Genomic DNA, 25017 nt, shown 5'->3' on the forward strand with positions numbered 1-25017 from the left:
CCAGCCTGCCATCCGTCCGGACGCCGCGAGCCCGTCCCGGCCCGGTCCGGGAGACAGGGCCCGGCCGCCCCGGACACGGCGAGGGGCCGTGTCCGTACACGCGTACGGTCACGGCCCCTCGGCCCGGTCGGATCCGGCCTTACAGGCCGTAGCGCTCGCGCGCCTCCTTCACGGCCGACGCCTGGACCTCGCCGCGGCGGGCGAGCTGGGCGAGGGCGGCCACGACGATCGACTGCGCGTCGACACCGAAGTGGCGGCGGGCGGCGTCACGGGTGTCCGACAGACCGAAGCCGTCGGCGCCCAGCGAGGTGTAGTCCTGCTCGACCCACTGCGCGATCTGGTCCGGGACCTGGCGCATGTAGTCCGAGACGGCGAGGACCGGGGAGTCCACGCCCTCCAGGGCCTGGCGGATGTACGGGACGCGCTCCTCGCCGCGCAGCAGGGCCGCGTCGGCCTCCAGCGCGTCACGGCGCAGCTCGGTCCAGGAGGTCGCGGACCACACGTCGGCGCCCACGCCCCACTCGGCGGCGAGCAGCTTCTGGGCCTCCAGGGCCCAGTGGATGGCCGTGCCGGAGGAGAGCAGCTGGATGCGGGTGGCGTTCGCCGGGAGCTCCAGGCCGGCCGACTCGGCCGTGTTGAAGCGGTAGAGGCCCTTGACGATGCCCTCGTCGACCCCGGCCGGCTTGGCCGGCTGCGGCATGGGCTCGTTGTAGACGGTGAGGTAGTAGAAGACGTTCTGGTCCTCGCCCTCGGCCGCCTCGCCGTACATGCGGCGCAGGCCCTCCTTGACGATGGCCGCGACCTCGTAGGCGAACGCCGGGTCGTAGGTCAGCGCCGCCGGGTTGGTGGCCGCGATGACGGGGGAGTGCCCGTCGGCGTGCTGCAGGCCCTCACCGGTCAGGGTGGTGCGGCCGGCGGTGGCGCCGACGAGGAAGCCGCGGCCGAGCTGGTCGCCGAGCTGCCACATCTGGTCGGCGGTCCGCTGCCAGCCGAACATCGAGTAGAAGATGTAGAACGGGATCATCGCCTCGCCGTGCGTCGCGTACGCGGTGGACGCGGCGATGAAGTCGGCCATCGAGCCGGCCTCGGTGATGCCCTCGTTCAGGATCTGGCCGTTGACGGCCTCCTTGTAGTACATCAGCTGGTCGCGGTCGACCGGCTCGTACGTCTGGCCCTTCGGCGAGTAGATGCCGAGCGAGGGGAAGAGGGACTCCATACCGAAGGTGCGGGCCTCGTCCGGGACGATCGGGACCCAGCGCTTGCCGGTCTCCTTGTCGCGGACCAGGTCCTTCACCAGGCGGACGAAGGCCATCGTGGTGGCGACGGACTGCGAGCCGGAGCCCTTGTCGAAGGCGGTGAAGGCCTTCTCGGCCGGGGCCGGCAGCGGCGCGAGCGGGTGCACGCGGCGGGCCGGGGCGGGGCCGCCGAGGGCCGCGCGGCGCTCCTGGAGGTAACGCACCTCAGGGGAGTCGGCGCCCGGGTGGCCGTACGGCACCACGCCGTCGACGAACTGCGCGTCCGAGATCGGCAGGTCCAGCAGGTCCCGCATGGTCCTGAACTCGTCCGAGGACAGCTTCTTCATCTGGTGGTTCGCGTTCTTCGACGCGAAGCCCTCGCCCAGGGTGAAGCCCTTGACGGTCTGCGCCAGGATCACCGTCGGCGCGCCCTTGAACTCCAGGGCGGCCTTGTACGCGGCGTACACCTTGCGCGGCTCGTGGCCACCACGGGAGAGGTGGAAGCACTCGAGGATCTTGTCGTCGGACAGCAGCTTCGCCATCTCGACGAGCGCCGGGTCCTTGCCGAAGAAGTCGGCGCGGATGTAGGCGGCGTCGCGGGTCTGGTACGTCTGGACCTGCGCGTCCGGCACCTCGCGGAGGCGGCGGACCAGGGCGCCGGTGGTGTCGAGCGCGAACAGCTCGTCCCAGGCGTTGCCCCACAGCGACTTGACCACGTTCCAGCCGGCGCCGCGGAACTGGGCCTCCAGCTCCTGCACGATCTTGAAGTTGGCGCGGACCGGGCCGTCGAGGCGCTGCAGGTTGCAGTTGATGACGAAGGTCAGGTTGTCCAGACCCTCGCGGGCGGCCAGTGCGAGGGCCGCCGTCGACTCGGGCTCGTCCATCTCGCCGTCGCCGAGGAAGGCCCAGACGTGCGAGGAGGAGACGTCCTTGATGCCGCGGTTGGTCAGGTAGCGGTTGAACCGTGCCTGGTAGATCGCGGAGAGCGGGCCGAGACCCATCGAGACGGTGGGGAACTCCCACAGCCAGGGGAGGCGCCGCGGGTGCGGGTAGGAGGGCAGGCCGTTGCCGCCGGACTCCTGCCGGAAGTTGTCGAGGTGGGTCTCGTCCAGGCGCCCGTCGAGGAAGGCGCGGGCGTAGATGCCGGGGGAGGCGTGGCCCTGGATGTAGAGCTGGTCGCCGGAGCCGGCGGCCTCGCCGGACTCCTTGCCCTTGAAGAAGTGGTTGAAGCCGGTCTCGTAGAGCCAGGCGGCGGAGGCGAAGGTGGCGATGTGGCCGCCGACGCCGTGCTTGGCGCCGCGGGTGACCATCGCGGCCGCGTTCCAGCGGTTCCACGCGGTGATCCGGCGCTCCATCTCCTCGTCGCCGTCGATGACGGGCTCGGCGGAGGTGGGGATGGTGTTGACGTAGTCCGTCTCCAGCAGCTTGGGCAGGGCCAGGCCCGCGCCCTCGGCGTGCTGGAGCGTGCGGCGCATCAGGTAGGCGGCCCGGTGCGGGCCGGCGGCCTTGGTGACGGCGTCGAGGGAGGCCGCCCACTCGGCGGTCTCCTCGGTGTCACGGTCCGGGAGCTGGTCGAGCTCGCTCGGAATCTTGCCTACGGGATCGGTCATGATCGCCGCCTTCCGGACAGGTGGGGGTGGAGATAAAGGGGGCCTTGTCTGGCAGGACAGGGCGAAGGGCCGGGGTACGGCCCGCCGAAGACTGTAAGCCGCCGATCGATGATCGATCAAAGCGTTGAAGCGAAAAACTTCCCCGGAACGAGAAAGTCGGCACAGGGTGCCGCGAAATCGGGCACCCGGTGCCTTGTTTTCGAAGGATCCGTGCAGGTGGGAGAGCGATTGAGGGTCCGGACGCACGAATGAGCGGGCCTGTTCGACACAGACCCGCTCACGATCCCGATGGCCGGATCACGCCCTCGGCGCGCACCCCAGCACATGCGCCTTCACCAGCGCCCCGATGTTCGGGTCGCCCCGGCGGAAGGCCTCCACCAGCTCCTCGTGCTCCTCCGCGTACGACTTCTGCACCGTGCCCAGCCAGCGGATCGACAGCGCCGTGAACACCTCGATGCCCAGGCCCTCCCAGGTGTGCAGGAGCACGCTGTTCCCGGCCGCCTTGACCAGCTCCCGGTGGAAGGCCACCGTGTGCCGTACCTGCGCCGTGCCGTCCGAGGCCGCGTCCGCCTCGTACAGGGCCGCGACGTGCGGTTCCAGCGTCGAGCAGTCCGCCGCGAGCCGGCCCGCCGCAAGCTCCGCCGCGATCTGCTCCAGACCCGCCCGGACGGGATAGCTCTCCTCCAGGTCCGCGGCCGTCAGATTGCGCACCCGGACGCCCTTGTTGGGAGCCGACTCGATCAACCGCAGCGACTCCAGCTCGCGCAACGCCTCCCGGACCGGGGTCTGCGAGACCTCCAGCTCCGTCGCGATCCGTCGCTCCACGATGCGCTCGCCCGGCTTCCAGCGGCCGCTGACGATGCCCTCCACGATGTGCTCGCGGATCTGCTCGCGCAGCGAATGGACGACGGGCATGGTCATGGGGGCCGCTCCTTAGGAGTCACTGGACACTAAGACAATACGGCGGCGCCCCCGCCCGGAAACACATCCGGGCGGGGGCGCCGCAGGTGAGGCTTGTTACGTTGCCTTTCGGCCGCGTGCCCTGCAGACCGAGGTCTACAGACCGAGGTCGACCTCGAACTCGCCGGCCTCGAGGATCGCCTTGACGGCCGACAGGTAGCGGGCCGCGTCGGCGCCGTCCACCAGGCGGTGGTCGTACGACAGCGTCAGGTAGGTCATGTCGCGGACGCCGATGACGGTGCCCTCGGCGGTCTCGATGACGGCCGGACGCTTGACCGTGGCACCGATGCCCAGGATGGCGACCTGGTTCGGCGGCACGATGATCGTGTCGAACAGCGCACCGCGCGAGCCGGTGTTGCTGATGGTGAAGGTCGCACCGGACAGCTCGTCCGGCGTGATCTTGCTGGCACGGACCTTGCCCGCCAGCTCGGCCGTGGCCTTCGAGATACCGGCGATGTTCAGGTCGCCCGCACCCTTGATGACCGGGGTCATCAGACCCTTCTCGGAGTCCACGGCGATGCCGATGTTCTCCGAGTCGAAGTACGTGATGGTGCCCTCGTCCTCGTTGATCCGGGCGTTGATGACCGGGTGGGCCTTCAGCGCCTGGGCCGCCGCCTTCACGAAGAACGGCATCGGGGACAGCTTGACGCCCTCACGGGCGGCGAACGCGTCCTTGGCACGGGCGCGCAGCTTCATCAGCTTGGTGATGTCGACCTCGACGACCGAGGACAGCTGGGCCTGGCCGTGCAGCGCCTTCATCATGTTGTCGCCGATGACCTTGCGCATGCGGGTCATCTTGACCGTCTGGCCACGCAGCGGGGAGACCTCCAGGGCGGGGGCCTTCGGCGCGGCGGCGGCGGCCGGGGCGGCGGCGGGAGCGGCAGCGGCGGCCTTCTTGGCCTCGGCGGCCGCGAGGACGTCCTGCTTGCGGATACGACCGCCGACGCCCGAGCCCTTGACGGCCGCCAGGTCGACACCGTTCTCGGTGGCGAGCTTGCGGACCAGCGGGGTCACGTAGGCGCCGTCCTCCGCCGGCTGTGCGGCGGCGGGGGCGGCCGGAGCCGGGGTGACCGGGGCCGGGGCGGCCACCGGGGCGGCCGGAGCCGGAGCGGCCGGAGCCGGAGCGGCGGCCGGGGCAGGCGCCGGAGCGGCGGGGGCGGCCGGAGCCGGAGCCGGAGCCGGGGCGGCCGGAGCCGGAGCGGCGGCGGGGGCCGGAGCGGCCGGAGCCGGGGCGGCGGCGGGAGCGGCACCCGCGGCACCGATGACGGCCAGCTTGGCGCCGACCTCGGCGGTCTCGTCCTCGGCGACGACGATCTCGAGCAGCACACCGGAGGCCGGGGCCGGGATCTCGGTGTCGACCTTGTCCGTGGAGACCTCGAGCAGCGGCTCGTCCTCCTCGACGGTCTCGCCGACCGACTTCAGCCAGCGGGTGACGGTGCCCTCGGTGACGGACTCGCCCAGCGCGGGCAGCACGACGTCCGTGCCCTCGGCGGAACCGCCGGCGGCGGCCTCGGCCGTCGGAGCCGGGGCCGGCTCCTGGACGTCGGTGGACGGGGTGGACTGCGGCGCGGGGGCGGCGGGGGCCTCGGCGGCCGGGGCCGCGGCGGGCTCGGCCGCGGGGGCGGCGGCGGGGGCGCCGGAGCCGTCGTCGATGATGGCCAGCTCGGCGCCGACCTCGACCGTCTCGTCCTCGGCGACCTTGATGGAGGCCAGGATGCCCGAGGCGGGGGCGGGGATCTCGGTGTCGACCTTGTCGGTCGAGACCTCGAGCAGCGGCTCGTCGGCCTCGACACGCTCACCCTCGGCCTTGAGCCAGCGGGTGACGGTGCCCTCGGTGACGCTCTCGCCGAGCGCCGGCAGGGTTACGGAAACCGACATGGTTTCAGTTGCTCCTAACGAATTGCGGAAAGTGGTCGTCGCGCCCGTGTGACGTGAGCGTCAGTCGTGCGAGTGCAGAGGCTTGCCGGCCAGGGCCAGGTGGGCCTCGCCGAGCGCCTCGTTCTGCGTCGGGTGGGCGTGGATGAGCTGCGCGACCTCGGCCGGCAGCGCCTCCCAGTTGTAGATCAGCTGCGCCTCGCCGACCTGCTCGCCCATGCGGTCACCGACCATGTGGACGCCGACCACGGCACCGTCCTTGACCTGGACGAGCTTGATCTCGCCCGCGGTCTTGAGGATCTTGCTCTTGCCGTTGCCCGCGAGGTTGTACTTCAGGGCGACGACCTTGTCCGCGCCGTAGACCTCCTTGGCCTTCGCCTCGGTGATGCCGACGGAGGCGACCTCCGGGTGGCAGTAGGTCACCCGCGGCACGCCGTCGTAGTCGACCGGCACGGGCTTCAGACCGGCCAGCCGCTCCGCCACGAGGATGCCCTCGGCGAAGCCGACGTGTGCGAGCTGCAGCGTCGGGACCAGGTCGCCGACGGCGGAGATCGTGGGCACGTTGGTGCGCATGTACTCGTCGACGAGGACGTAGCCGCGGTCCATCGCGACGCCCTGCTCCTCGTAGCCGAGACCGGCCGAGACCGGGCCGCGGCCGATGGCGACGAGCAGCACCTCGGCCTCGAAGGTCTTGCCGTCCGCCAGGGTGACCTTGACGCCGCTGTCGGTGTACTCGGCCGACTGGAAGAAGGTGCCCAGGTTGAACTTGATGCCGCGCTTGCGGAAGGCGCGCTCCAGCAGCTTGGAGCTGTTCTCGTCCTCGACCGGCACGAGGTGCTTCAGGCCCTCGATGACCGTGACGTCGGTGCCGAAGGACTTCCACGCCGAGGCGAACTCGACGCCGATGACACCGCCGCCGAGGATGATCGCGGACTCCGGGACCCGGTCCAGGGTCAGCGCGTGGTCCGAGGAGATGATGCGGTTGCCGTCGATCTCCAGACCGGGCAGCGACTTCGGCACGGAACCGGTGGCGAGGAGGACGTGACGGCCCTCGACGCGACGGCCGTCCACATCGACGGAGGTGGGGGAGGACAGGTGGCCGGTGCCCTCGATGTACGTCACCTTGCGGGAGGCGACCAGACCCTGCAGACCCTTGTAGAGGCCCGAGATCACGTCGTCCTTGTACTTGTGCACGGCCTTGATGTCGATGCCCTCGAAGGAGGCCTTGACACCGAACTGCTCCGCCTCGCGCGCCTGGTCGGCGACCTCGCCGGCGTGGAGCAGGGCCTTCGTCGGGATGCAGCCGTTGTGCAGGCAGGTGCCGCCGAGCTTGTTCTTCTCGATCAGTGCGACGTCCAGGCCCAGCTGCGCTCCGCGCAGCGCCGCGGCGTAACCGCCGCTACCGCCGCCGAGGATCACTAGGTCGAAAACGGTGCTGGCGTCGTTCGCCACGTCACGTCCTCCATGCATGTGCGCTCGTCGCCGGTCTTCCCTGACCGGGCGGCGGCTGGTTCCGGCCGCATTTTCTTCGGCCCTGTGGTGGGGGCCCTGTCCTGCCGAGAACCCATCTTCGCACTTGTTGCCGGACGGCGGGACGCGGGGCCGGAGGATGAGACCGGCCGATCGTCCGTACGGACGGGTAACGCGGGCGTAGGAAGCTACGGATTTCGTCGCGGGCGAACGCGTGGGGCCCCGGGCAGAGCGCCCGGGGCCTCGCGCGATCGTGTGACGGAGGGGGCCCCGTCAGGGATCCGCTCAGATCTCGCCGTCGGCGGTCAGCTCCGCCAGGCGCACCAGGGTGCGCACCGAGGAGCCGGTGCCGCCCTTCGGGGTGTAGCCGTACGGGGCGCCCTCGTGGAAGGCCGGGCCCGCGATGTCCAGGTGGGCCCAGGTGATGCCCTCGCCCACGAACTCCTTCAGGAACAGACCGGCCACCAGGCCGCCGCCCATCCGCTCGCCCATGTTGGCGAGGTCGGCGGTCGGGGAGTCCATGCCCTTGCGCAGGTCCGCGGGGAGCGGCATCGGCCAGGACTGCTCGCCGACCTCCCCGGCGATCTCGTGGATCGCGGTGCGGTAGGCGTCGTCGTTCGCCATCACGCCGAAGGTGCGGTTGCCGAGCGCCAGGACCATGGCACCGGTGAGGGTGGCCACGTCGACGATCGCGTCCGGCTGCTCCTCGGAGGCCTTGGTCAGCGCGTCCGCGAGGACCAGGCGGCCCTCGGCGTCCGTGTTGAGGACCTCGACGGTCTTGCCGCTGTACATGCGCAGCACGTCGCCGGGGCGCAGCGCGTTGCCGGACGGCATGTTCTCGGCCAGCGCGAGCCAGCCGGTGACGTTGACGGCGAGGCCCAGGCGGGCGGCGGCCACGACGGTGGCGAACACGGCGGCGGCACCGCTCATGTCGCACTTCATCGTCTCGTTGTGGCCGGCCGGCTTCAGGGAGATGCCGCCCGAGTCGTAGGTGATGCCCTTGCCGACCAGGGCCAGGGTCTTCTCCGCCTTCGGGTGCGTGTAGGCGACGCGGACCAGGCGCGGCTGGTGGGTCGCGCCCATGCCGACGCCCAGGATGCCGCCGTAGCCGCCCTTGGCGAGGGCCTTCTCGTCGAGCACCTGGACCTTGAGGCCGTGCTCCTTGCCGGCCGCCTGCACGGCGGTGGCGAAGGTGGCCGGGTACAGGTCGTTCGGCGGCATGTTGATCAGGTCGCGGGCGCGGTTGATCTCCTCCGCGACCGCGAGCGCGCGCTCCTGGGCGGCCTTGTGGGCCTTGTCGCGCGGCTTCGCGCCGAGGAGGGCGACCTCGGCCAGCGGCTTCTTCGCGCCCTGGCCGTTCTCCTGGTACGCGGTGTACGCGTACGCACCGAGCAGCGCGCCCTCGGCGACGGCGCCGACGGCCTCGGCCGAGGCGACGGGGAGGGCGAAGGCGGCCTTCTTCGAGCCGGTCAGGACACGGGCGGCGGTGCCCGCGGCGCGACGCAGGGTCTCGGTGCCGTACTCCTCGCCGTCCTCGGGGGCCGAGCCCAGACCGACGGCGACGACGACGGGGGCCTTGAGGCCGGCGGGGGAGGGCAGCTTGGTCGCCTCACCCTCGGCGCCGGAGGCGCCCAGCGTCTCCAGGACGGCGGCCAGCCCACCGTCGAAGGCCTGGTCGACGAGCTCCGCGCCCGGGGCGACGACGAGCGTCTTGCCGGCCTTCGCGACGCCGACGACCAGGGCGTCGGCGCGCAGCGTCGCCGCTCCGGCGGTGCTGAGAGTGAGAGCAGTCACGGTGGTGATTTCTCGCTTCCGTTGAGTTCTGTGGCGGTCGAGGGATGGGCCGACCGTGCCCGCCGCATCGTATTTCGGCCCGATGAGCGCCGGTAACGAGCCTACGCTCGCTCATCCGTCTCGCTCACGGCGGCGGCGATTCACTCATCCGTGGAGTCTCTGCCGGGTTTACCTCGCGGCTCCCCCGGGCGCGTTTCACACTCGCCTCAATCGTGCGAGGGCGGCCCGTCCGTCCTTCGCCCCAGCTGCGACATCTCGCAGGTCCCGCCGTCCGGCGGGACCGCCGAGGGGGGACACCCACCGATGGATTCCGGCCGCTTCCGCACGCCCAGAAACGCCGCCCGCACCTCCACCGCCGGCCCCGCGTCCGACGCCGCGTCCGACGCCGCTTCCGGCGGCCCGTCCGCGTGCGGAGCCCCTCCCGGCACCGCGTCCCCGGCCGGCGCCGCCCGCGCGCCCGGCACCGCCCGGGGCCACCGGGCCGGCCGCGCGCCCCGCACCCTCCGCGGTCCCCGGGCCGCCCGGATCGCCGCGCTGGCCGCCGCCGGGCTGCTCGCCACCGTCGTGCCCTCCGCGCAGGCGGGCGCCGCGGACCCCACCCCGCGGGTCGACCTGACCGTGCTCGTCGTCGACGACGGTGGCAGCGCGGTCCGGGCGATCACCGCCGAACTGACCGGCTCCGGCATCCCGTACCGCACCCTCGACCTCGACGACGCCGACCGCCCGGTCCTCACCCCGGCCTTCCTGAGCGACCCCTCCGACAGCGCGACCGGCCGGCCCCGCGCCCGGTACCAGGGCGTCGTCCTGCCGCACGAGGCCGTCTTCGGCCCCGACTCCGCCGAGCAGGCCGCCCTCGTCGCGTACGAGAAGGCCTTCGGCATCCCGCAGGTCGACGCGTACACGTGGGCGCACCCCGGCGTCGGACTCGACTACACCTCCGACGGCGGCTGGTCCGGCGTCCTCGACGGCGCCCGCGCCTACGTCACGCCCGCCGGCCAGGCCGGGCCCTTCCGCGACCTCAAGGGCCCGTTGACCTTCGAGGACAACGCGCCGGACGTCTCCGAGAGCTACGGCTACGCGGGCCGGCCCCGGGCCGGCTACACCAGTTACCTCGACATGCCCACGGCGGACGGCGGCCGGGCCGCCCTCGTCGGCGAGTACGCCCACGACGGACGCCGCGAACTCGTCGTCACCTTCGCCTACAACCCGCACCAACGGCAGTTCCGGGCGCTCGCCCGCGGCATCGTCGAGTGGCTCACCCAGGGCGTCCACCTCGGCCAGAGCCGCAACTATCTCTCCGTCCACGTCGACGACGTCTTCGCCCCCGACGCCCGCTGGGACACCCTCCGCAACTGCACCCCCGGCGACCTCGACTGCCCCGGCGGGGACGGAGCGGCCGCGAACCCGGTCCGGATGACCGCCGACGACGCCGCGTACGCCGCCGCCTGGCAGAAGTCCTCCGGCTTCCTCCTCGACATGGTCTACAACGGCGGCCAGGGCGAGCAGTGGAAGACCGAGCACGGCGGCACCGACCCGCTCGCCGCCCGGCTGATCGCCGACCGCGCGCAGTACCGGTGGATCAACCACACCTACACCCACCCCTTCCTCGGCTGCGTCCAGGACGCCGGCACCGTCCCCTGGAGCTGTGCCAAGACGCCCGCCGGGGCCACCCGGTGGGTCAGCAGGTCCGCGATCTCCGCCGAGATCCGCGACAACCTCGACTGGGCCCTCGGCAAGGGCCTGCCCGTCGACCGCACCGAACTCGTCACCGGCGAGCACTCCGGCCTGAAGACCCTGCCGCAGCAACCCGTCGACAACCCGAACCTCGCGGGCGCCCTCGCCGACAACGGCGTCCGGTGGACGGCGAGCGACAACTCCCGGGAACCGGCCCAGCGCTCCGTCGGCACCGGCTCCAGCGCGGCGCAGACCGTGCCCCGGCACCCCATGAACGTGTACTACAACGTGGGCACCGCCGCCGAGATGGCCGACGAGTACAACTGGATCTACACCTCGCGCGCCGAAGGCGGCAGCGGCATCTGCGAGAACAACCCGGCCTCCACCTGCCTGCCCGCCCCGCTCGACACCGCCACCGGCTACGCCGCGTACATCGTCCCGCGCGAGGCCCGCACCGCCCTCACCCACGTGCTGGGCAACGACCCGCGGCCGCACTACGTGCACCAGTCCAACCTCGCCGAGGAACGCCTCCTCTACCCCGTCCTCGACACGGTCCTCGCCGACTACCGGGCGCTGTTCGCGGACAACACCCCGCTGGTGAACCCGCGTCAGAAGGACGTCGGCACCGAGCTGAACCGGCGGGCCGCCTGGGACCGGGCACTCGCCGCCGGCCAGGTCACCGCCTACCGGATCGGCTCCACCGTCACCGTCAAGGCCCCGTCCGGCGTCGCCGTCCCGATCACCGCACCCGAGGGCACCCGCAAGCAACTGCTGCTCGGCACCGCCGCGTTCGGCACCTCCTACGCGGGCACCCGGTCGGCCTGGACCACGCCCGAAGCGCTCCAGAGCGGGATCACGCTCAAGCTCCCGACCATCTGACCAGCACGTTCCGTCCGGGGGGAACGCACATGCCGAGCAGTGGCCGCCATGTCACCATGCTCACCGAAGGCACCTATCCGCACGTCCACGGGGGCGTGAGCACCTGGTGCGACCAGCTCGTCCGGGGCATGCCCGAGGTCGACTTCCACGTCCTCGCCCTCACCGGCAGCGGCCGCGAGCCCGTCACCTGGGAACTGCCGCCCAACCTCACCGCGCACACCTCCTACCCGCTCTGGGGCCCTGCCCCCGAGCGGGCCCGGACGGCCCCGCGCGGCCGGACCCGCCGCCGCTTCCTCGACACCTACGAGCGCTTCCTGCTCGCGATCCTCGACCCCTCCGCGGGCTGCGACTTCGGCGAGAGCCTCTACGAACTCGCCGAACTCGCCCGCGCCGGACGGCTCACCGCCGCCCTGCGCACCGAGCGGGTGCTCCGCTCCCTGATGTGGATCTGGACCATGCCGCACCTGCCGACGGCCGCGGCCCGGCCCACCGTCCACGACGCCCTGACCGCCACCGACCTGCTCGAACACGCGCTGCGCCCACTCGCCGCCCGCATATCCGGCGACCGGGTCGCGCACGCCGTCTCCAGCGGACTCGCCACCCTGCCGGCGCTCGCCGCCCAGCACTTCGAAGGGGTGCCCTTCCTGCTCACCGAACACGGCATCTACCTGCGCGAGCGCTACCTCGGCTACCGCACCGAGGCCCAGCGCTTCCCCGTCAAGTCCCTGCTGCTCGGCTTCTACCGGGAGCTCAACTCCCTCGGCTACCGCAAGGCCGACCTCATCACCCCCTGCAACCGGTACAACCGCCGCTGGGAGGAGCGCGGCGGCGCGCCCGTCTCCCGCATCCGCACCGTCTACAACGGCGTCGACCCCGCCGCCTTCCCCTGGGCCGGACCCGAGCCGGAGACCCCCACCCTCAGCTGGGTGGGCCGGGTCGACCCCATCAAGGACCTGGAGACCCTCGTCCGGGCCTACGCCATCTGCCGGGCCGAACTCCCCGAACTGCGGCTGCGGCTCTTCGGCCCGGTCCCGGCGGGCAACGAGGACTACCGCACCCGCCTGGAGAAGCTCGCCGCCGAACTCGGCGTGCACGACGGCGTCACCTTCGAGGGCCGCACCTCCGACGTCGCCGGTGCCTACGCCTCCGGCAACGTCGTCATGCTGTCCTCCATCAGCGAGGGCTTCCCCTTCTCCCTGATCGAGTCCATGTCCTGCGGCCGGGCCACCGTCTCCACCGACGTCGGCGGCGTCCGTGAGGCCGTCGGCGACACCGGCCTCGTCGTCCCGCCCCGCGAACCGGCCGTCATGGCCGCCGCCACCACCGAACTCCTCCGCGACCACGAACGCCGCGCCGACCTCGCCCGCCGCGCGCGCCAACGAGTCGTCGACCGCTTCACCCTGCACCGCTCCGTCGACGGCTTCCGCCGCATCTACCTGGAACTCGCCGGGCGCCCGGTCACCACGCCCGAGGAACCGGAGGACTGGACGGTCCGTCTGACGGACCCCTGGCGCACCGAACCGGCCGGAGGCGCCTGGACATGAGCGGCTCCCTCTGGCTGAAGCCCGGCACGACGGGCGACTCGCTCCCGGCGATCCCGCGGCAACGCGCGACGGACCGGCGCGGGGCGGGGGAGGGCCTCGCCCCCGCCCCGCCCTCCGGTCCGCCGTCACGGGGCGGGGCGGTGGAGGCCCGCCCCGGACGCGGCCCGCAGCGCCCGGGCGCCCGCCCGCCCCGTACGGCCCCCGCGCCGCGGGACCCGCTCGGCGCCGCGCCGGCGACGGGCGGACCGCCGCCGGCCCCCGCACCGGCCGCCGGCGCCGATCGGCCCGGACCCGGCACCCCGCCCACCGGCCCCCTCGCCGCCGACCCCCTGGACGCGCTCGCCGACCGGCTCGACGCGCTCGCCGCCGTCGCCGTGCACCCCGACGAGATAGCCGCGATCCTCGAGTCGGACGGCATGACGGACGATCACATCCGGCTCACCTACGGCCGCGCCGACTCCTTCGCCCTCGCCGAGGACCTCTACGCGCGCACCGAGCGCCGCCACCCGGAGCCCGAGGCGCCGCCCACCGGGCCCTGGCACACCGGGCTCCCCGGCTGCCTGCTCCGCGGACTGGTGTTCGCGCTGCCCGGTCTCGCCTACGTGCTCGGGGCGCCGCTGCCGGCCGGCGGGCCGGGGCGCCACGGGCTGCCGCCCGGGACCGTGCCGCTGCTCGCGGGCGCGGTCACCGGCTGGATGTGGAACCAGTCGCTCGCCCACCGCGCGTACAGCTGGCTCGGACTCGGTGACCGCCGGGCCGCCGCCCGCGCCCTGCTCACCGGGGCTCCGGCCGGGGCGCTCGCCGGGGCGCTCGTCGCCGTCGCCGCCGCGGCGCCGGGGGAGGGGCCGGCCGCGTTGTTCGCCGCCGGGCAGGCGCTGTACCTGGCCGCGGCCACCGTGCTGCTCGTCCTCGGGCGCGAGCGGGCCCTCCTCGTCAGTCTGTCGCCGCTCGTCGGCGTGGTGCCCGCCCTCCGCCACGACCTGCCGGACGTCCTGCGGGTCGCGCTGCTGCTCCTCCCGCTCACCGCGAGCACCGTCTTCGCGGCGCTCGTGCTGCGGCCGGGACTCGGCCGGCGGGCCCGGGGCCGCGGCGGCCCGCCGTTCGCGCGCTCCCTGCCGTACGGCCTGTTCGGCCTGGGCAGCGGGCTGCTGGTGCTGCACGCGGGCGCCGACGCGGTCATCGCGCTGAGCCTCTCCATGGGCCCGGCCGAATGGCTGCTGCACCGCTTCCGCGGCGCCAGCCTGACCCGGCTGCGGCTGCTGACGACGGCGTACGAGTTCCGGCGCGCCGTCCCCGGCATGCTGGCCCGCAGTCTCGGCGGCTACCTCGCCCTGCTGTCCGTCCTCACCGTGACCGCCGCCCTGCTGTGGCCCGGCGCCGCCGTCGTCTCCGCCGGGCGGGTCGGCTCGCTGCTGCTCGTCGGCGCGGTGCTGTGGCTGGGGCTGCTGCTCCAGGCCTTCGGCGCGGTGTCGAGCGCGGCCGCGGTCTGCCTGCCGGCCGCCGCCGCGCAGGCCCTCGCCCCCGCCGCGGGGACGGTCGCGGCGGGCGTGGCGGCGGCCGTGCTGTGCGTGTTGACCCGTGTTCTGCTGGTACGACCGACCGCCCACCGCTTCTAGGGGCCGGACTGTGAACTCCTCCCTCCTCGTGCCGTTCTACGAGCACCCCGCCGAGCGACCCGAGCACTGGGCCGCCGTCGTCGCGGCGGCCCCCTCCCTCTACGGCGTCGTCCTCAACCCGGCGAGCGGCGCGGGCCCGGCCCCCGACCCCGCGTTCGCCGAGGTCGCCGCCCGGCTGACGGCGGCCGGGGTGCGGGTCCTCGGCTACGCGGACACCGACTACGGGCGCCGCCCGCACGCCGAGGTCGTCGCGGACCTGGTCCGGCACCGCGACTGGTACGGGGCCGACGGCGCCTTCCTCGACCAGGTGCCGACCGAGCCGGCCGCGCTGCCGCACTACCGCCGGCTCGCCGTGTCCGCGCGGGCCGCAGGTTCGCGCACCCTCGTCCTCAACCACGGCGCGCACCCCGCCCCGGGCTACGAGGCTCTGGCCGACCTCCTCGTCACCTTCGAGGGCCCGTGGGACTCCTACCAGGGCCTGGACCTGCCGGTCGCCGACCACTACTGCCACCTCGTCTACGCGGCCCCGGCCGACGCCCGCCCGGCCACCCCGGTGCACTGCGTCGTCCCCGGCACCGGGGCCCACCCCTGGGGCACCCTCCCGCACACCCTGGAGCCCGCCCGGTGAGACGCCTTCTGCCCCTGTTCGCCCTGCTGCTGCTCGCCGCCTGCACGACGGCCCCGCCGCCCGACGACCCCGCGCCCCGTGCGCCCCGCTGGCAGCCCCGCCCGGGACTCGCCTGGCAGTGGCAGCTCAGCGGCCGGCTGGACCCGACGGTGGACGTCCCCGTCTACGACATCGACGGCTTCGACCACTCCGCCGCGACCGTCGCCGACCTGCACCGGCGCGGCCGCAAGGTCATCTGCTACGTCTCGACCGGCGCGTGGGAGGACTTCCGCCCCGACGCCGCGAAGTTCCCGGCGTCGCTCCTGGGCAAGGGCAACGGCTGGCCCGGCGAGCGCTGGCTCGACATCCGCCGCACCGACCTGCTCGCCCCGCTGATGGCCGCCCGCCTCGACATGTGCCGGGCCAAGGGCTTCGACGCGGTCGAGCCCGACAACATGGACGGCTACCGGAACGCCACCGGCTTCCCCCTCGCCGCCGCCGACCAGCTCCGCTACAACCGCCTGATCGCCCGGCTGGCCCACGACCGCGGCCTGGCCGTCGGCCTGAAGAACGACCTCGACCAGATCCCGCTGCTCCTCCCCGACTTCGACTTCGCGGTCAACGAACAGTGCGCCGAGTACGAGGAGTGCGAGCTCCTGGCCCCCTTCGTACGGGCGGGCAAGGCGGTCTTCCACGCCGAGTACGAACTGGCCCCCGCCGCGTTCTGCCCGCGGGCCCGCGAACTGGGCCTCAGCTCGATGCGGAAGAGGTACGAACTGGGGGTCTGGCGGCAGGCCTGCTAACCCAGCGTCAGCGCGATCAGCGTCGCCGTCGCCGCCGTCTCCTCGACCGCGCCGAAGACGTCGCCGGTCACTCCGCCGAAGCGCCGTACGCAGCGGCGCAGCAGGAGTTCGGCCACGCCGAGCGCCGCCACCGCCGCGAGGAGGTGGCGGAGGGCGTCGTACCAGGAGAAGAGGGCGCCCGACGCGGCGCACAGGGCCAGCACCGCGGCCGTCGCCAGAGCGGCGGCGCGGACGGGGACGGTGGCGGCCACGATCGCACCCAGGCCCTCGGGGCGGGCGGCCGGGACGCCCTGCCGGGAGGCGTGGGTGAGGGCGAGGCGGGCGACCGTCGCGGCGAGCGCGGCCGCGACCGTGCCCTGCGCCCAGCCCTCGCCGTAGAGGCGGTAGAGGGCGGCGACCTGCGCCAGGAGCACGAAGAGCAGGGCGATCACGCCGAACGGGCCGATGTCGGACTGCTTCATGATGCGCAGCGCGTCCTCGGCGGGCTTGGCGCTGCCGAGGCCGTCCGCGGTGTCGGCGAGGCCGTCGAGGTGCAGGCCGCGGGTCAGGAGGGCGGGGACGGCGACCGTGATCACGGCGGCGAGCAGCGGGCCCGAGCCGACAAGCAGGAACACCCCGCCGACCGCCGCCGCGAACAGGCCCACGACGAGGCCCGCGAGCGGGGCGCAGAGCATCCCGGCGCGTGCCGCGTCACGGTCCCAGCGGGTGATGCGGGCGGGAATCACGGTGAGGGTCCCGAAGGCGAAACGCAGGCCGTCCATCCGCGGAAGGGTAGTGCCCCATCAGGACCGCTAGATTGGCGATAGCGTACGGAAACCGATCAAATCCGGCCGATCGTCAGAGGGTGGCATGGGTCACTGGTTCTCCCGCAACATCGTCGAACCCGGGAAGCTCCCGATGCTTCTCGCCCTGACCTCGTTCCTGGTCACCTTCGTCGTCACCCGGACCATCACCCGGCTCATCCGGGCCGGCAAGGGCCCCTTCGGGAACGTCTCCACGGGCGGGGTGCACATCCACCACGTGGTGCCGGGGGTCGTGCTCACCGTCCTCGGCGGCTTCGGGGCCGTCGGCAGCGGGCGGCACGGGGTGGGCGCGGCCGTGTTCGCGATCGTCTTCGGGATCGGCGCCGGGCTCGTGCTGGACGAGTTCGCGCTGATCCTCCACCTCGACGACGTCTACTGGTCGGAGGACGGGCGCAAGAGCGTCGAGGTCGTCGTCCTGACCGCCGCCCTGGTGCTGCTGGCGCTCGGCGGCTTCTCGCCGCTCGGCGTGAGCGACATGACGGCCGCCGAGCAGCAGAACCGGGCGACCTTCATCCTGACCCTGGTGCTCAACTTCGTCCTCGTGCTGGTCACCCTGGTGAAGGGGAAGTTCCGGATGGCCGTGATCGGCACCCTGATCCCCTTCGTCGCGATCGTCGGTGCCGTCCGCCTGGCCCGCCCCGGCTCCTGGTGGTCCCGGCACCTCTACGCCCGCCGGCACCGGGCCCGGGCCCGCTCCCGGATCCGCACCTACCGGCACGACAAGCGCTGGGTCCGGGTGCGCCGCAGGGCTCAGGACATCATCGGCGGCTTCCAGGAGCGCGTCCCCGGGCGCGGCTCCCTGCCACGCTGACCAGGCCCGCGCCGCTCCCGCCGGCTCTGCACGGCGACGACCACGAGGACCGCGGCGATGGCGGCCAGGTGCTCCTTGCCGGCCAGGTTGTTCTTGACCAGCACCTCGACGCCCATCGCGACGACCACCAGGGCCCCGGTCCACCGGGCCCCGTACCGCCAGCACACGTAGACGGCGAGGCCGACCACCGCCGCCGACGGCCCGGTGTCGACGACCTGCGCGTCGGTGGCGGGCAGCCCCAGCGGGTGGTCCGGGCCGAGCGCGATGCCCACCCGGGCGTACAGGGTGCCCGCGAGCGTCGCCACGTACGCCAGGCCCAGCGTCCGCCACCGGCCCAGGCAGATCTCGGCGATCCCGAACACCAGCAGGATCTGCGCGAGCGCGCCCCACACCGGCAGGTCGAGTGCCGGCACGAAGAGGGACAGCGGGGTACGGAGCAGGGCGAGCCAGAGCGGGTCCTCGGCCCGCACGGAGCCGATGTCCTGGACCGGCTGGTAGCCCCAGTGCTGGTTCTGCACGATCTGGAACACCGAGGTGAGGCAGACCGCGGCCAGCGTCATCGGGACGGCCCGCCACCTGCGGGTGACGAGTGCGGTCCGCACGGTCGTGTGGAGCCGGCCCCACTCCCGCCGCGCGAAGCCCTTCGGGGAAGGGCTCAACGCCTGCCCTCCAGATGTCTGCGGTGCATCCACTTCGGCAGCCCCGGGGCCTCCAGGAAGCCCTCGGCGCGGCCGGCGGCGAGGCCGATCCGCAGCAGGTCGGCGCTCTTCTCGAAGAGCATGAATCGGGGCTCCCAGATCGGTCGGTACTTGGCGTTGGCGCGGTACAGCGACTCGATCTGCCACCAGCGGGAGAAGAAGCTGAGCAGCGAACGCCACATGCGCAGCACGGGTCCCGCCCCGAGCTTCGAGCCGCGTTCGAAGACGGAGCGGAACATCGCGAAGTTCAGCGAGACCTGAGTGATCCCGATCTCCTTCGCACGCTGCAGCAGCTCGATGACCATGAACTCCATCAGGCCGTTCTCGGAGTCCCGGTCCCGGCGCATCAGGTCGAGCGAGAGCCCCTTCGGCCCCCAGGGCACGAAGGACAGCAGGGCCCGCAGCTCGCCCTCGCCGTCGGTGCACTCCAGCATCACGCAGCGCCCGTCCCGCGGGTCGCCGAGCCGGCCCAGCGCCATCGAGAAACCGCGCTCGGTGGCACCGTCGCGCCAGTCGTCCGCCTTGCGGAGCAGCTCGTCCATCTCGTCGGCCGGGATGTCCTCGTGGCGCCGGATGCGGACCTCGTAACCCGCTCGCTTGACCCGGTTGAAGGCCTGCCGGACGGTGCGCATGGCCCGCCCGTCGAGGGTGAACTCGTCGGTCTCCACGATCGCCTCGTCGCCCAGCTCCAGGGCGTCGAGCCCGTGCCGGGCGTAGATCTGGCCGGCCTCCTCGCTCGCGCCCATCACCGCCGGGATCCAGCCGTGCTCGCGCGCCTCGGCCAGCCACGGGTCGATCGCGCCGGGCCATGCCTCGGGGTCGCCGATCGGGTCGCCGGAGGCCAGGGAGACGCCGCCGACCACCCGGTAGGTGACGGCCGCCTTCTCGCTGGGGGACCAGATGACGCTCTTCTCGCGGCGCAGCGCGAAGTAGCCGAGGGAGTCCCGATCGCCCTGCTTGTCGAGCAGGGTCCGCAGCTTGTCCTCGTCCTCCTCGGTGAGCGGGTCGACCGCCCGCCGCGCGCGGAAGGCGGCGAACAGCACGGCGAACAGCAGCAGCGTGGACATGACGTTGATGACGACGTCGACCCAGCCGGGGGTGCTGATGGCGGGGAAGCGGGTGTCGTCGGAGGCCAGCGTGATCAGCCGCATCACGCCGTACCGCCAGCGCTCCAGGAAGGTCGAGTGCGCGGTCGCCGTGTTGGTGACGGTGACCAGGGCGGCGGCGAGCAGCGAGGTGACGAGCAGTCCGCCGACCGCGACGACGGTCGCGGCCAGGGGGTTGGAGCGGTCGCCCTTCGCGTAGAACTCCCTGCGCCCGAACAGCAGCGCCACGAAGAAGGCGGCCGTCAGGACCAGCGAGATCCAGTTCTGGGCGTGCTGCCGGATCTCCGGGAAGATCATCACCACGGCGAACAGCAGCAGGAAGAGCCCGCTGAGCACGACGTTCAGGATCCAGGCGGCCCGCTTGCGCCGGCGCATGGTGATCGCCAGGAAGAGGGTGAACACTCCGGAGGCGAAGCCGGCGGTGAGCATGTACGGGGTGAAGTAGTTGTCCTCGTTGTGCCGGCGCAGGTCATTGCCGAACGAGACCCAGACGGCGCTCAGGAAGTTGATGAACGTGACGACCCGCAGATACCAGACGGTGAACGCGGCGCTGCGCCGCGATCGGACCGTGCTCCGGGGCGCTCCTTCGGTGGACAAACGGACCTCTCCCATGAAAAGCGATCATATGGGGCACCGTTCCGCATGGCCTCGTGTGGCGTGTGTCCCACCCGCGTGGCGGGCCGGACACACGCCGACGGGCAGCCCGCTCAGTGGTCCGCGTCCTCCGCCACGGCTTCCGGAGCGGGCAGCTCCGGCAGCTCCGCCGCCAAAGCGGCGGCGGCGCGGACGAGCGGCAGCGCGAGCAGCGCCCCGGTTCCCTCGCCCACAGTGACGCCGTGGTCCAGCAGAGGGTTGAGCGCCATCCGGTCCAGCGCCTTCGCCTGCGCCGGCTCCCCGCTCACCTGGCCCGCCAGCCACCAGTCCGGGGCCCGGAAGGCCGCCCGCTGCGCCACCAGCGCACAGGCCGCGCCCACCACGCCGTCCAGGATCACCGGCATCCGGCGCACCGAGGCCTGCAGCAGGAATCCCGTCATCGCCGCCAGGTCGGCGCCGCCGACCGCCGCCAGCAGCTCCAGCTGGTCGCCGAGCACCGGCCGGGCCCGGCGCAGCGCGTCCCGGATCGCCGCGCACTTGCGCATCCAGGCCAGATCGTCGATCCCGGCACCGCCCCGGCCGGTCACCACCGAGGCGTCCGTCCCGCACAGCGCGGCGATCAGCGTGGACGCGGGCGTGGTACCTCCCACGCTCACGTCACCGAGCACCACGAGATCGGTGCCCGCGTCGGCCTCCTCGTCGGCGACCGAGATCCCCAGCTCCAGAGCGGCCCGGGCCTCCTCCGTGGTCAGCGCGTCCTCGATGTCGATCCGGCCTGTGCCGCGCCGCACCCGACGCCGCGTCACCTCGGCCGGGAGCAGCTCCGGATCGCAGTCCAGACCCGCGTCCACCACCCGCACCGGCACCTGCTGGGTGCGCGCGAGCACCGCGACCGGGCTCGCACCGTCCAGGACCCCGCGCACCAGCTCGTACCCGCCGCCCGCGACCCGCCCGGACACACCGAGCGAGGCCACGCCGTGGTCGCCCGCGAACAGCACCACCTTCGGCTGCTCGACCGGCCGCACCGGGACCCGGCCCTGGGCCGACGACAGCCACTCACCCAGCTCGTCGAGCCGGCCGAGCGCGCCGGGCCGTACGGCGAGCCGCTCCCTGCGCTCTTCGGCCTCGTGCCGTATCCCCCCGTCGGGGCGCTCGATCAGATCGGAGAAGTCGTCGAGGTTCAAGGTTCGTTCCGCCTAGGACGTCATGGGTCGTTGGGCATGTGTTCGCACCCTACCCGCGCAGCACCAGGGCCTGGCCCGCCACCACGAGCAGCACCTGCTCGCACTCGTCGCCGAACGCCGCGTTCAACCGGCCCAGCTCGTCCCGGAAGCGCCGCCCCGAGGGCGTCGCGGGCACCACGCCCGAACCGACCTCGTTCGTCACCGCCACGACCGTACGGGCTGTCTCCCGGACGGCGGCGACCAGTTCGGCGACCCGTTCGGCCAGCGCCTCCTGCCCGCCGTTCGCCCAGGTCTCGTCGTCCCAGGCGCCGACCCGGTCCATGGCGTCCGTCAGCCACAGCGACAGACAGTCGACGAGCAGCGCGGGTCCGTCGGCCCGCAGCAGCGGGACGAGGTCGCAGGTCTCCTCCGTACGCCAGGAACCAGGCCGCCGGTCCCGGTGCAGGGTCACCCGGCGCGCCCACTCGGGATCGCCCTCACGGGTGCCGCCCGTCGCCACGTACACCACCTCGGGGACGGTCTCCAGACGCCGCTCGGCCTCCACCGACTTCCCCGACCGGGCCCCGCCCGTCACCAGGGTCCGCCGCGGCACCTCCGGCACCGCGTGGTACTCGCCGACGTACAGCGTCGTCCCGTCCGGCACCGCCCGCGCCCCCGCCGCCGCGAGCCGGCGGTCCAGCTCGGCCCCCGCCGGGGCGTCGTGGTCCAGGTGCACCGCGACCACGTCGGTGCTCCCCCCGACCGCCCCCGTGGCCCGCAGCCGGGCCAGCCCGTCCGGACGCCCCGTCACATCGGCCACGACCATGTCGTACGGCTCCACCGCCCGGTGGTTCTCCGTCAGACCCGCGGGCGCGCCGCCCGGCGGCAGGTACAGCAGCCGCTCGCCGTCCGCCGAGATCACCTCGTACCCGGTCCCCGGCGCGTCCATCGCGATCGCCCGCACCCGGTGCCCGCTGATCAGCGTCAACTCCCGTCCGTCCGGCACCCGCCCCGCCGTGGGCAGCCCGGCCGGCATCTCCACGGCCGGCCCGTCGTGCGGATGCGTCAGCAGCACCTGCCGTACGCCGACCAGCGAGTGCCCCGAACGGGCGGCGGCCAGCGCGGCCCCCGGCGTCAGATCGAGCAGCAGGGCCCCGTCCACGAGCAGCGAGGTCGCGGCCCGCGCCCGCTCCCCGCGGGACAGCGCGCACACGGCGCAGGGGCAGCCGGGGCGGGGGAGTCCGAGGGGCGCGCCGGTGCCGAGCAGAGTCAGTTCCACCCCTAGATCCTCCCGCGACACCGCGAGCGGTGCGCGCCCGGCTACGCTGCGGGCAGGAAACCGATCATCCGGAGGCTGACATGGCATGGACGTGGCGGTTCGAGAAGTCCGACGGCACCGAGGTCACGCCGTCGGTGACCCCGGAGGAGTTCAGCACCCAGGGGGACGCCGAGTCCTGGATCGGCGAACACTGGCGTGACCTCCTCGACGGCGGCGCGGACCAGGTGACGCTGTCCGAGGACGGCACGAAGATCTACGGCCCGATGGCGCTGGACGCCGAGGGATAGGTCTTTCGTCGATCCCGTCGTTGCCCGGAGGGCGGCCCCGCGGCTCAGGCGCGTGCTCCCGGTCTGCCGGGCGCGAGGCCTCGTACCGCGGACGTGCTCGGGCCTGTGCCCGGTGCGGCGAGAGCGCGTGCATGGCGTCGCGGGGCAGGCGGGAGCCTGACGACAGGGCCTAGGAGGCCAGGGGAGCGGGCCCGCCCGGCGCGGGACCCGCACCCACCGCGGGCGGACGCGGCGGGGCGCCCGGTGTCCGCCCGCGGCGCGTCTCACGCCGTCGCCAGGAACTGCGTCGCCGCCAGCTCCCCGTACAACTCGTCGCCCTCCACCAGCTCCGCGTGCGTCCCCACCGCGCGCACCCGGCCCGCCTCCATCACGACGATCCGGTCCGCGAGCGTCACCGTCGACAGCCGGTGCGCCACGACGAGGACCGTCGTCTCGCGGGCCACCTCCGCCACCACGTCCCGCAGCGCCAGCTCGTTCACCGCGTCCAGCTGCGAGGTCGCCTCGTCGAGCAGCAGCAGCCGCGGCCTGCGGAGCAGCGCCCGTGCGATGGCCACCCGCTGCCGCTCGCCGCCCGACAGCTTGGACCCGCGGTGGCCGACCACCGTCTCCAGGCCCTCCGGCAACCGCTCCACGAGCGCGTCGAGCCGGGCCCGGACGAGCACCCGGCGGATCTCCTCCTCGCCCGCGTCCGGCGCGGCGAAGGTGAGGTTCTCGCGCAGGGTGCCGGACAGCACGGGCGCGTCCTGCTCCACGTAACCGATCGAAGCCCGCAGTGCGGCCAGCGGCCACTCCCGTACGTCCCGGCCGTCCACCAGGACCCGCCCCCCGGTCGCCTCGTAGAAGCGCTCGATCAGCCCGAAGAGCGTCGTCTTGCCGGCGCCCGAGGGCCCCACGAAGGCCGTCATGCCCCGCCCGGGCACCTCGAAGGACACGCCACGGTGCACGGCCGGAAGGTCGTCCCGGTACCGGAAGGAGACGTCCTCGAAGACCACCGACGCCGGACCGCCGCCGTCCGTCGGAGCCGCCGCCCCGGCACCTGCCGCCGCCCCGGTATCGGGCGCCGCCCCGGTATCGGGCTCCTCGACCTCCAGCGCCTCCGCCTCCAGGATCCGCGACACCGCCGCCGACCCCACCTGGAACTGCGTCGCAGCCTCCACCAGCTTCGAGATCGGCTCGATGAGGTAGAAGAGGAAGAGGAGGAAGGCGATCAGGGACGAGATCGTGGTCGCCCCGGACGCGACCCGCGCGCCGCCGATGCCGAGGACCGCCAGGAACGACACCTGCACGGCGAGCCCGATCGAGGACCCCGCGAGGGACTGCCACTTGGCCGACTTCACGCCGTGCCGCCAGGCATCCCGCGCCGCCGCGTCCACGACGGCCGTCTCCCGCGCCTCGGCGCCCGAGGCCTTGATCGTCCGGAAGGCGCCGAAGGCGCGCTCCAGGACGGTGGAGATCCGGCCGACCGCCTCCTGCGAGCGCCGGGTCGCCGCCGCGATCCGCGGCATGAGCACGGCGACGGCCCCTCCGATCAGCACGATGACGCCGATCGTGACACCCAGCAGCACGGGGTCCATGAAGCCCATGAGGACGAGCGTCGCCACGAACGAGAGCCCGCCGGTCGCCGCTGACACGACGGACTGGGTGGTGACCGCCCGGAGCAGGGTGGTGTCGGAGGTGATCCGGGACATCAGGTCGCCGGGCTGGGTCTTCTCGACCTCGGGCAGCCGCAGCCGCAGCAGCCGCCCGATCAGCGAACGCCGGGCCGCGAGGACCACCGACTCGGCGGTCCGCTCCAGGACGTACGAGCCGAGTGCCTCGACGGCCGTGCCGAACACCACGAGTGCCGTCAGGGCCAGCAGGATCGAGGCGATCGGCTCGTCGTGGCCGAGCCGGTCCACGAGTGCCTTCGCCGCGAGCGGCTGGGCGAGCCCGCTCGCCGCGCCGATCAGGGCGAGCACCGCCCCGAGCGCGACGGCGGCCCGGTGCGGCCGGAAGTGGGTGTAGAGGGCGCGCCAGACCTGGCGGGCGGGTACGGCGGGAGCGGCGGGGGCTTCGAGCGCGGTGGTCACACCGGTCAGGACGCGAAAGCGCCGCGCTCACCTGACCGGTGCGCGGACCTCAGGGCCGGAACGGCCCGTAAGGGCCGGAGTGGCCGGTAAGGGCCGGAGGGCCGGCGAGGCCGGAAGGCCCGGGGGAGGGCCCGAAGGCC

Annotated in this window: 18 protein-coding genes; 7 read left to right on the forward strand and 11 right to left on the reverse strand. The window is 73.4% G+C overall.

Annotated elements, in window-relative coordinates:
• Window positions 1-139: 139 nt before the first annotated feature.
• The 5 genes from aceE to ACIRQF_RS24080 all read right to left on the reverse strand — a co-directional run bounded on the left by aceE (window position 140) and on the right by ACIRQF_RS24080 (window position 8944).
• Window positions 140-2845 carry a pyruvate dehydrogenase (acetyl-transferring), homodimeric type gene (aceE, locus tag ACIRQF_RS24060; RefSeq protein WP_382488071.1) on the reverse strand — a complete coding sequence of 902 codons (2706 nt, stop codon included), beginning with the start codon at window positions 2843-2845 and terminating at the stop codon, window positions 140-142.
• Window positions 2846-3142: 297 nt separating this feature from the next.
• The gene (locus ACIRQF_RS24065) at window positions 3143-3766 is read right to left on the reverse strand and encodes a GntR family transcriptional regulator (RefSeq protein ID WP_376637632.1); all 624 of its coding nucleotides are present in this window, start codon (window positions 3764-3766) and stop codon (window positions 3143-3145) included.
• A gap of 135 nt (window positions 3767-3901) precedes the next feature.
• A complete protein-coding gene (sucB, locus tag ACIRQF_RS24070) occupies window positions 3902-5683 on the reverse strand; it encodes a 2-oxoglutarate dehydrogenase, E2 component, dihydrolipoamide succinyltransferase (RefSeq protein ID WP_382486515.1) in 1782 nt (593 codons plus the stop codon).
• 60 nt (window positions 5684-5743) lie between these two features.
• Entirely contained in the window at window positions 5744-7132 is a 1389-nt protein-coding gene (gene lpdA / locus ACIRQF_RS24075) for a dihydrolipoyl dehydrogenase (protein ID WP_382486513.1), read from the reverse strand.
• Window positions 7133-7435: 303 nt separating this feature from the next.
• Window positions 7436-8944, reverse strand: coding sequence for a leucyl aminopeptidase (locus ACIRQF_RS24080; protein WP_376629202.1), 1509 nt, complete (start codon window positions 8942-8944; stop codon window positions 7436-7438).
• Window positions 8945-9247: 303 nt separating this feature from the next.
• Between ACIRQF_RS24080 and ACIRQF_RS24085 the strand changes: the two genes are divergently transcribed.
• The 5 genes from ACIRQF_RS24085 to ACIRQF_RS24105 are packed head-to-tail and all read left to right on the forward strand — an operon-like array spanning window position 9248 to window position 16067.
• Window positions 9248-11497, forward strand: a complete 2250-nt coding sequence (locus tag ACIRQF_RS24085; protein WP_404094913.1) for a hypothetical protein — start codon at window positions 9248-9250, stop codon at window positions 11495-11497.
• 29 nt (window positions 11498-11526) lie between these two features.
• Window positions 11527-13041: a GT4 family glycosyltransferase PelF gene (pelF, locus tag ACIRQF_RS24090; protein ID WP_404094915.1), complete on the forward strand. Its 1515-nt coding sequence runs from the start codon at window positions 11527-11529 to the stop codon at window positions 13039-13041.
• On the forward strand, window positions 13038-14657 hold the full coding sequence (locus ACIRQF_RS24095; RefSeq protein ID WP_404094917.1) for a hypothetical protein: 1620 nt from the start codon (window positions 13038-13040) through the stop codon (window positions 14655-14657). The genes pelF and ACIRQF_RS24095 overlap by 4 nt, the downstream gene beginning before the upstream one ends.
• A gap of 10 nt (window positions 14658-14667) precedes the next feature.
• Entirely contained in the window at window positions 14668-15285 is a 618-nt protein-coding gene (locus ACIRQF_RS24100) for a spherulation-specific family 4 protein (protein WP_376629210.1), read from the forward strand.
• The gene (locus ACIRQF_RS24105) at window positions 15282-16067 is read left to right on the forward strand and encodes an endo alpha-1,4 polygalactosaminidase (RefSeq protein ID WP_404094921.1); all 786 of its coding nucleotides are present in this window, start codon (window positions 15282-15284) and stop codon (window positions 16065-16067) included. The genes ACIRQF_RS24100 and ACIRQF_RS24105 overlap by 4 nt, the downstream gene beginning before the upstream one ends.
• Here ACIRQF_RS24105 and cobS read toward each other — a convergent pair.
• On the reverse strand, window positions 16064-16828 hold the full coding sequence (gene cobS, locus ACIRQF_RS24110) for an adenosylcobinamide-GDP ribazoletransferase (RefSeq protein ID WP_404094923.1): 765 nt from the start codon (window positions 16826-16828) through the stop codon (window positions 16064-16066). The genes ACIRQF_RS24105 and cobS overlap by 4 nt on opposite strands.
• Window positions 16829-16916: 88 nt before the next feature.
• Between cobS and ACIRQF_RS24115 the strand changes: the two genes are divergently transcribed.
• Window positions 16917-17681: a hypothetical protein gene (locus tag ACIRQF_RS24115; RefSeq protein ID WP_404094926.1), complete on the forward strand. Its 765-nt coding sequence runs from the start codon at window positions 16917-16919 to the stop codon at window positions 17679-17681.
• Here the strand turns inward: ACIRQF_RS24115 and ACIRQF_RS24120 are convergent.
• From ACIRQF_RS24120 to ACIRQF_RS24135, 4 genes are all read right to left on the reverse strand, one after another.
• Complete coding sequence (locus tag ACIRQF_RS24120; RefSeq protein ID WP_389751054.1) at window positions 17621-18340, reverse strand: hypothetical protein; 720 nt, start codon at window positions 18338-18340, stop codon at window positions 17621-17623. The genes ACIRQF_RS24115 and ACIRQF_RS24120 overlap by 61 nt on opposite strands.
• The gene (locus ACIRQF_RS24125; protein WP_404094929.1) at window positions 18337-20097 is read right to left on the reverse strand and encodes a phosphatidylglycerol lysyltransferase domain-containing protein; all 1761 of its coding nucleotides are present in this window, start codon (window positions 20095-20097) and stop codon (window positions 18337-18339) included. Before ACIRQF_RS24125 ends, ACIRQF_RS24120 begins: the two co-directional genes overlap by 4 nt.
• A 95-nt stretch (window positions 20098-20192) precedes the next feature.
• The gene (gene cobT / locus ACIRQF_RS24130) at window positions 20193-21263 is read right to left on the reverse strand and encodes a nicotinate-nucleotide--dimethylbenzimidazole phosphoribosyltransferase (protein ID WP_404094932.1); all 1071 of its coding nucleotides are present in this window, start codon (window positions 21261-21263) and stop codon (window positions 20193-20195) included.
• Window positions 21264-21312: 49 nt separating this feature from the next.
• Complete coding sequence (locus tag ACIRQF_RS24135; protein WP_403523286.1) at window positions 21313-22521, reverse strand: bifunctional adenosylcobinamide kinase/adenosylcobinamide-phosphate guanylyltransferase; 1209 nt, start codon at window positions 22519-22521, stop codon at window positions 21313-21315.
• Between the two features lie 80 nt (window positions 22522-22601).
• On the opposite strand from ACIRQF_RS24135, the gene ACIRQF_RS24140 reads away from it, so the two are divergent.
• Window positions 22602-22808, forward strand: a complete 207-nt coding sequence (locus ACIRQF_RS24140) for a hypothetical protein (RefSeq protein WP_376629225.1) — start codon at window positions 22602-22604, stop codon at window positions 22806-22808.
• A gap of 263 nt (window positions 22809-23071) precedes the next feature.
• Here ACIRQF_RS24140 and ACIRQF_RS24145 read toward each other — a convergent pair whose 3' ends face one another.
• Window positions 23072-24877 carry an ABC transporter ATP-binding protein gene (locus ACIRQF_RS24145; RefSeq protein ID WP_404094935.1) on the reverse strand — a complete coding sequence of 602 codons (1806 nt, stop codon included), beginning with the start codon at window positions 24875-24877 and terminating at the stop codon, window positions 23072-23074.
• Between the last annotated feature and the right edge of the window lie 140 nt (window positions 24878-25017).

The organism is Streptomyces sp. NPDC101191 (assembly GCF_044767915.1).
Classification (GTDB): domain Bacteria; phylum Actinomycetota; class Actinomycetes; order Streptomycetales; family Streptomycetaceae; genus Streptomyces.

What these genes read in the sequence shown, in the direction of transcription:
- aceE (WP_382488071.1), bottom strand. Translation starts at nt 2,845, where the DNA reads ATGACCGATCCCGTAGGCAAGATTCCGAGCGAGCTCGACCAGCTCCCG.
- ACIRQF_RS24065 (WP_376637632.1), bottom strand. Translation starts at nt 3,766, where the DNA reads ATGACCATGCCCGTCGTCCATTCGCTGCGCGAGCAGATCCGCGAGCAC.
- sucB (WP_382486515.1), bottom strand. Translation starts at nt 5,683, where the DNA reads ATGTCGGTTTCCGTAACCCTGCCGGCGCTCGGCGAGAGCGTCACCGAG.
- ACIRQF_RS24085 (WP_404094913.1), top strand. Translation starts at nt 9,248, where the DNA reads ATGGATTCCGGCCGCTTCCGCACGCCCAGAAACGCCGCCCGCACCTCC.
- pelF (WP_404094915.1), top strand. Translation starts at nt 11,527, where the DNA reads ATGCCGAGCAGTGGCCGCCATGTCACCATGCTCACCGAAGGCACCTAT.
- ACIRQF_RS24095 (WP_404094917.1), top strand. Translation starts at nt 13,038, where the DNA reads ATGAGCGGCTCCCTCTGGCTGAAGCCCGGCACGACGGGCGACTCGCTC.
- cobS (WP_404094923.1), bottom strand. Translation starts at nt 16,828, where the DNA reads ATGGACGGCCTGCGTTTCGCCTTCGGGACCCTCACCGTGATTCCCGCC.
- ACIRQF_RS24115 (WP_404094926.1), top strand. Translation starts at nt 16,917, where the DNA reads ATGGGTCACTGGTTCTCCCGCAACATCGTCGAACCCGGGAAGCTCCCG.
- ACIRQF_RS24125 (WP_404094929.1), bottom strand. Translation starts at nt 20,097, where the DNA reads ATGGGAGAGGTCCGTTTGTCCACCGAAGGAGCGCCCCGGAGCACGGTC.
- ACIRQF_RS24140 (WP_376629225.1), top strand. Translation starts at nt 22,602, where the DNA reads ATGGCATGGACGTGGCGGTTCGAGAAGTCCGACGGCACCGAGGTCACG.